The 6,569-nt window shown below is 53.4% G+C and carries 8 protein-coding genes; all 8 read left to right on the top strand.

Going from position 1 to position 6,569, the window contains the following annotated elements:
- A partial coding sequence (locus IQ254_RS28800) for an SIS domain-containing protein (RefSeq protein WP_193969587.1) occupies positions 1 to 756 on the top strand: 756 nt, incomplete at its 5' end.
- Between the two features lie 285 nt (positions 757 to 1,041).
- The gene (locus IQ254_RS28795) at positions 1,042 to 2,061 is read left to right on the top strand and encodes a DEAD/DEAH box helicase family protein (protein WP_369011370.1); all 1,020 of its coding nucleotides are present in this window, start codon (positions 1,042 to 1,044) and stop codon (positions 2,059 to 2,061) included.
- Between the two features lie 178 nt (positions 2,062 to 2,239).
- Complete coding sequence (locus IQ254_RS28790) at positions 2,240 to 2,410, top strand: hypothetical protein (protein WP_193969585.1); 171 nt, start codon at positions 2,240 to 2,242, stop codon at positions 2,408 to 2,410.
- Positions 2,407 to 4,458, top strand: a complete 2,052-nt coding sequence (locus IQ254_RS28785; protein ID WP_193969584.1) for an AAA family ATPase — start codon at positions 2,407 to 2,409, stop codon at positions 4,456 to 4,458. The genes IQ254_RS28790 and IQ254_RS28785 overlap by 4 nt, the downstream gene beginning before the upstream one ends.
- A gap of 56 nt (positions 4,459 to 4,514) precedes the next feature.
- Positions 4,515 to 5,165 carry a Uma2 family endonuclease gene (locus IQ254_RS28780; RefSeq protein ID WP_193969588.1) on the top strand — a complete coding sequence of 217 codons (651 nt, stop codon included), beginning with the start codon at positions 4,515 to 4,517 and terminating at the stop codon, positions 5,163 to 5,165.
- 90 nt (positions 5,166 to 5,255) lie between these two features.
- A complete protein-coding gene (locus IQ254_RS28775; RefSeq protein WP_193969589.1) occupies positions 5,256 to 5,606 on the top strand; it encodes a hypothetical protein in 351 nt (116 codons plus the stop codon).
- A 2-nt stretch (positions 5,607 to 5,608) separates the two neighbouring features.
- A complete protein-coding gene (locus tag IQ254_RS28770; protein WP_193969583.1) occupies positions 5,609 to 6,070 on the top strand; it encodes a hypothetical protein in 462 nt (153 codons plus the stop codon).
- Positions 6,071 to 6,119: 49 nt separating this feature from the next.
- Positions 6,120 to 6,473, top strand: a complete 354-nt coding sequence (locus tag IQ254_RS28765; protein ID WP_193969582.1) for a DNA phosphorothioation-associated protein 4 — start codon at positions 6,120 to 6,122, stop codon at positions 6,471 to 6,473.
- Positions 6,474 to 6,569: the final 96 nt, after the last annotated feature.

The raw sequence follows: 6,569 nt of genomic DNA, 5'->3' as shown, positions 1-6,569 counted from the left end.
GCCCACGCCGACCCCCGCTTTGCCCCCCGCCTGGTGGGCATTACCAACCGGCCCGAAAGCTCGCTCTCGCGGTTGGTGCCCCACATCATCGACACCCACGCGGGCATCGAAATCGGTGTCGCCGCTACCAAGACCTTCACCGCCCAGGTAATGGCCTTTTACTTTTTGGCGCTGGATCTGGCCTACCGTCGCCAAACCCTGCCCCCTGAGCGGATTGAAACCATCATTGGTCAACTGCACCAGCTGCCCGCCCACATCGAGCAGGTGCTCGAAAGCCAGGAGCGCTACATCGAAGAGCTGGCCCACGAGTTTAATGAGACCCAGGACTTCATCTTTTTGGGTCGGGGCGTGAATTTTCCCATTGCCCTGGAGGGGGCGCTGAAGCTGAAGGAGATCAGCTACATCCACGCCGAGGGCTACCCGGCAGGCGAGATGAAGCACGGGCCGATCGCTCTGCTCGATGCCAAGGTGCCGGTAGTGGCGATCGCCATGCCCGGCAGTGTCTACGAAAAGGTGCTCTCCAATGCCCAGGAGGCCAAGGCCCGCGACGCCCAGCTGATTGGCGTGGTGCCCATGGGCAACGACGATGCCGCCGAGACCTTCGATCGCCTGCTGCCGGTGCCCGTAGTCGATGAGCTGCTGTCGCCGATTGTGGCGGTGATACCGCTGCAATTGCTGGCGTACCATATTGCGGCCCGGCGCGGTTTGGATGTGGATCAGCCGAGGAACCTGGCTAAGAGCGTGACGGTGGAATAGACGGTAGAAATTTCAGGATGGGCATTCTGAGTTGACAGATATCATTGCTCTGGGTCACCTCAAACCAATGCCCATCCAACTCCAGACGATGAGGGCTACGTGAGCCTGTCAGATTTATCTCTTCACATTCAATACCGCAGCAATCGTCAAAGTTTGTTGAAGGATTTTTATGTTCCCTGTCTGAAGCAAGCGGTGACATACGATCGCGCCGTAGGCTTTTTTTCTAGCAGCTCTCTGTCGTTAGCGGCTCAAGGCCTAAACGCATTTGTCCATAATGGCGGACAAATGCGTTTGGTCGCATCGCCCCATCTCTCTCAGGAGGATATTGAGGCTATTCAGTTAGGTCTGCGCCAGCGAGAAGACGTAATTGCTGATGCACTGGCGCGCGAGCTAGTACCAGAGTTTTCAGGGTTTATAGGTAATCGCATTGCCTGCTTGTCCTGGCTTTTAGCCCACAATATCCTTGAGATTAAAATTGCAGTCGTTAGAGATCTTCAAAACTACGGCATTTACCACGAAAAACTGGGGATCTTTACTGACTCAGAGGATAATCGAGTTGCCTTTGGCGGATCTGCCAACGAAAGCGCTAGGGCTTACCACAACAACTTTGAATGTATCGATGTATTTTGCTCCTGGCGAACGGGGGATAGCGATCGCATTATCGAAAAGCTTCAAAATTTTGAGGAACTATGGCAAAATCACACTCCTGATCTGGACGTGCTGGAGTTTCCTGAAGCAGCCCGTCGCAAACTACTAGAGAAGTGTCCCCATGATCCTCCTGACTTCGTTCAGGAAATTGAAGCCTCTATTCAAGTGGCTAACCCGACTGAGCGATACCACACGATTCCTGGCGTGCCGATCGCACCTAACTCGCTAGTGCTGAGAGACTATCAGCAGCAGGCGATCGCCAACTGGTTTGTCAATAAAGGACACGGCACGCTGAAGATGGCCACAGGCAGCGGCAAAACAATTACGGCGCTGGCGATCGCAGCTGAACTCTACAAAAAGTGCCAAGCCCAAAATAAACCGCTGAAAGCCTTACTGATTATTTGCCCCTACCGCCACCTGGTTACCCAATGGGCGGAGGAGAGCCGCAAGTTTAACCTTGACCCCGTGCTGGCCTTTGACCGTGCCCACACCTGGCAGCGTGAACTCCAGACCCAGCTTCTAGCGGTACTGGGAGAACGGCAGCCCTTTGTCAGCATCATTACGACCAATGCCACATTGCGGCAGGAATCCTTACAATCGCAGCTGGCGTTTTTGCCCCAGTTGGCGATGATCATTGGGGATGAGGCCCACAACTAAAGTGGACTGTATGAGGTGGTTTTAGTCCTCTTTAGAGGACTTTTGCAATCAGCCAGGGAATTCTATTCCCTGGCGGTCTCAGCCCCCCAACCAACACATTTCTTGAAGGTCTCAGCCCTAACCAACCCATTCCCCAACGGTCTCGGCCACCCCGACCCATCCATTCCAAACCCGTCCCATGTCCCAAAACCCTAGCCAGGAAGACATTGAAGAACCCATTACCACGGCTCCCCCGGAGGTGGAGCGGATTATCCGCGAGGTGATTCGGCTGGAGAAGGCGAATTTATCGAGCGATCGCCCCCGCATTCGATCTGACGTGCTCAAGATCATCAAGGACCAGATCAAATGAAGCTGTTATCGCTGAAGCTGTTTAACTTTCGGCAGTTCTGGGGCGAGGTAACGCTCGATCTGGCTCACCAGCAGGGGCACAGCGTCACCGTCATTCACGGCAACAACGGCGCGGGCAAGACGACGCTGCTGAATGGGTTTACCTGGGTGCTCTACGACCAGCGCAGCCCTGCCTTTGCCCCTGGCCCGCTGGTCAACAATCGCGCTTTGGGGGAGGTGCCGGTGGGCAGCCTGGTGGAGTGCTGGGCCGAGGTGCTGTTTGAGCACAACGGCAGAGAATATCAGGCGCGGCGCTCCTGTGTGGCCCAAAAGGACGCAGCGGGGCAAATTCTGGAAGAGCCGAGCGTGTTGCAGCTCAAAATCAACGGCAAGCTGATTGCTGGAAAAGACGATATTGAAGATGCGATCGGCAGCGTGCTGCCCAAGAGCCTGCACCGCTACTTCTTCTTTGACGGGGAGCGTATTGAGCAGATAGTCAAAACCGAAAACCGGGCCGATATGGCTACCGCTATCAAAACCCTGCTGAGCGTAGAAATGCTGGAGCGGGGCATCAATCACCTCGACTATGCCCGCAAACAACTGGAAAAAGAGCTTAGAGACATTGGCGACACCGAAACCAAACGGCTGATGACTGAAAAAGCCAGCCTGGAAGCCGAAAAAACTCAGAAGGAAACCCGCCGCGAGGCGATCGTGCAAGATTTGCTGGATCAAGAAGACTTGAAACAGCGGTATAGCGCTCAACTGCGCGACCTGGATAAGGTTAAGGAAATTCAGCAGCGGCGCGACACCCTGCAAAGCCAAATGGAAGACCTGGAGCAGCAGCTCGCCCGCAGTGAAGACCGCCTGCGGCGCACCATTTCGTCGCGGGGCTATATGGTGTTTTTGGGCGATACCATTACTCAATTTAAGGAGCTAGCGGCTGACCTGCGGCGCAAGGGCGAGTTGCCTGCGGGCATCAAGCGCCAGTTTGTGCAAGATTTGCTCGACCAAGAAGCTTGTATTTGCGGTGCCCAGCTCATCTCTGGCACCCCCAACCGCCGGAAAGTCGAAACCTGGCTGGGGAAAGGGGGCTTGCAGGATGTGGAAGAGGCCGTGATTAAAATGAGCGGCGAGGTAGAAAGCCTGGAGCGCCAGATCCCTGAGTTTTGGGCCGAGATTGACCAGGAGCAGGCCAGCATTGAGAACCTGCGTCAGCGCATTGCCCGCCTGCAAGACCAGATCAGCGGCATTCGCGACCAGCTCAAGGGCAACGAAGATGTGAATGTACAGGGCATTGAACGGCGGCTGGAAGAAACCGAGAAAGCCATCACCGCCCGCCACCGGGAAGATGCGGTGCTCAAGGATGAAATCAAGCGGCTGGATGATGCGATCGCCGAGGTCGATAAGCAGATCAAGGCCCACAAGGCTAAAGATAAGGAGCAGGCACGCGTGAAGCGGCAGATCGAAGCAGCGCAAGATGCGGTGGCTCGGCTGAATGAGGTGAAGCACCGGGTCGATCTCAAGTTTCGGGCGGTGCTGGAACTAAAGGTGCGGGAAATTTTTCGCCAGATTTCGTTTACGCCCTACCTGCCGAAGCTAACGGAGAACTATGAGCTGCGGCTAGTCGATCCCAACCTGGACGGCGAGACGACGGTGGCGGCTTCGACGGGGCAAAACCAAATTCTCAGTCTGGCCTTTATTGGCAGCGTGATCGAGCGGGTGCGCTACTGGAGTAAAAAGCACTCAGCGATTGGGCTCGATGGCGGCGGCTTTCCGATTGTGATGGATTCGCCCTTTGGCAGCCTGGACTCGGTGAACCGCAGCAACATTGCCCAGGCGATTACCACCCTGGCGGATCAGCTGGTGGTGCTGGTGAGCAAGACCCAGTGGCTAAATGAGGTGGAGCGAGAGATGGAGCCCTCGGTGGGGGCGGAGTATGTGCTGGTTTACTACACCGCTAAGGACGATGCTGAGCTGGAGGAGATGGAACGGTATGGGCGCAGCTACCCGCTGGTGAAGCGCAGCCCGAATGAGTTTACCTGGACGGAGGTGGTGAGGGTGGAGAGGTAGTGGGGGGGATGGGGTAGGTACAATGGGGAAAACCGCTGATGACAATGGGGAACGCTATGGTTGGCACGGCACCACAACCCATCGTTACCGATGAATGGGTACCCGCCTCGTGGACAGAGTATGTGGCGCTGCTAGAGTCTGTGGTGCCGCAAGATGCCCGCTGCTATTTTGATGCCGATTGGATGAGGGTAGAAATGTCACCCCTGGGTGCGCTTCACGGACGGGAAAACTCGATTATTTCGACGCTGGTGGTGCTGTATGCCACGCTGAAGGGCCTGCGCATGGTGGAGCTGACCAACACCACGTTTCGCAAAACGGGTCTGCAAGATGCCCAGCCTGATATTGCTTTTTATGTGGGCCAGGGGTTTGACCTGCCGCCGCGCGACAATCAACCGATTGATGTGTTGACGCACGGTGCGCCTCAGCTGGTGATAGAAATTGCCTCGACCACGCTAAATGACGATCTAGGCAAAAAGCGGCTGCTGTATGAGCGGCTGGGCAGCGCCGAGTATTGGGTGGTGGATGTGCAAGCTGCCCAGGTGATTGCCTTTGAGATTGCCGATCGCCGCAGTGGGCAAGTTGATGAGTCTCGGGTGTTGCCAGGCTTGGCGATGACGACGCTGGAGACAGCACTGGAGCGATCGCAGCATGAGGATGATGCAACCATCACGCGCTGGCTGCTGGAGCTGTTTGGCCGTGACACCTAGGAAGGCTAGATGGTCTCGACCAAGACCGACAAACTCTCAATGAAACTTGCGTAAGATGCTGAGCCTAAACAAAACGTTAAAGAGGTTGCTATGACACCAAGAGACTTAATTATGCAAGAGCTTGATCATACTCCTGACTCTATTTTGGAAGAGGTATTAGACTTTTTACACTATTTGAAGCTAAAGCAGCAGCGTTCAAAAACTATTCGTATCATTTCTACGGAGGGAGAATCGACTGTGGCTTTAGGTGACGCTCAATTAGCTGGGGTGTTTGATGGAACTACAGCTTGGCAAAAGCCTTTGGCCCCATTGGCTCAGCTTCAGCAGGAGCTTAGGCAGGCGCTGGTTGAGAGTGGGTACAGTAGTAAAGAATCGATTGTTGAATTGGTACGTGAGGTGAAGCGTGAAATGGCCGACGAGCGGGAAGCGAAAGCTAGCTAAAGATGCCACCAGACAATCGCTATGGGCGCATCTTTCTAGACACTAATGCTTACATCGTCGGTGCGGCAGATCTAAATACTGCTGAGGGCAAGATTTTACTATGGTTAGGTTTTGAAGAGGAAAGAGAAGATGCCGCAGAGGTGGTACTTTCTCAAGAGCTAGTTAAGCAAATTTTGAGAGTTGCTAAACGGTTGAGAGGCAAAGATTGGGCTGGCAGCCTAATTTCTCGAATCTGGCAAAAATTCAATATCACCTATGTATTGGTTGAAGAAGATAGTGTTTTAAGAGAAGAAGTAAGGGCTTTTATACCGCGTGAGGATGTTGATATTTATTTAACGGCGAAGCAGGGCAGGATAGATTGCTTTATTTCATCTAATCACGAGCTGATTCGCTCTGCGGTAGTTAAGACCAAAGATTTTCAATGTCTGACACCAGAGGAGTTTACAAGGCAGGTGTTGCTTTAAGAAGTGGCGTATTTGGGAATATATTTAGTGGTTTACACTCTCTAAAAAAATGGCGGATATACGAATTAAGGTGGCGAAGGATAAGGCGAAGCTGGTGAAGGCGCTGAGGGCTGGAGAGGGATCGACCGGGCCATTTCAGACTTATGCAGATGTTGTGACTTTTGCGGCAGCTTTCGGATTTAGCAAGAAAAACCGTGTACCATTTGAGCAAGCATCAAGGCGTGATCCAAACCCAATACCAGGTGATCAATTTAAGAATCGTAGTCTTATGGATCTAATCGCTCTTGCTGAAACTCAAAACCCCAACATTTTGAGTAGTGCTGATGAGCAAGTTCAGGAAAAGGCTCGCATCTTTGAAGAATATGCTAATGGGAGAGTGTTCAAGTTTTTGTGTAAGCCTTGAATTTTAGATTTTGAAGCGTTCTGGGAACAGGATAGCAAAATGTGAAAGCGCAGCTCTCCAGTTTTTGATGGGCCTTGTCCATCGTTTGGCAATATT

The organism is Nodosilinea sp. LEGE 07088 (genome assembly GCF_015207395.1).
In the GTDB taxonomy this organism is placed as follows: Bacteria; Cyanobacteriota; Cyanobacteriia; order Phormidesmidales; family Phormidesmidaceae; genus Nodosilinea.
The sequence above is the reverse complement of the archived record's forward strand: the minus strand, read 5'-3'. Positions and strand labels throughout refer to the sequence as shown.

Excerpts from the sequence above, each read along its gene's own strand:
- IQ254_RS28795 (WP_369011370.1), top strand. The coding sequence starts at position 1,042 with ATGCGTTTGGTCGCATCGCCCCATCTCTCTCAGGAGGATATTGAGGCT.
- IQ254_RS28790 (WP_193969585.1), top strand. The coding sequence starts at position 2,240 with ATGTCCCAAAACCCTAGCCAGGAAGACATTGAAGAACCCATTACCACG.
- IQ254_RS28785 (WP_193969584.1), top strand. The coding sequence starts at position 2,407 with ATGAAGCTGTTATCGCTGAAGCTGTTTAACTTTCGGCAGTTCTGGGGC.
- IQ254_RS28780 (WP_193969588.1), top strand. The coding sequence starts at position 4,515 with ATGGTTGGCACGGCACCACAACCCATCGTTACCGATGAATGGGTACCC.
- IQ254_RS28775 (WP_193969589.1), top strand. The coding sequence starts at position 5,256 with ATGACACCAAGAGACTTAATTATGCAAGAGCTTGATCATACTCCTGAC.
- IQ254_RS28770 (WP_193969583.1), top strand. The coding sequence starts at position 5,609 with ATGCCACCAGACAATCGCTATGGGCGCATCTTTCTAGACACTAATGCT.
- IQ254_RS28765 (WP_193969582.1), top strand. The coding sequence starts at position 6,120 with ATGGCGGATATACGAATTAAGGTGGCGAAGGATAAGGCGAAGCTGGTG.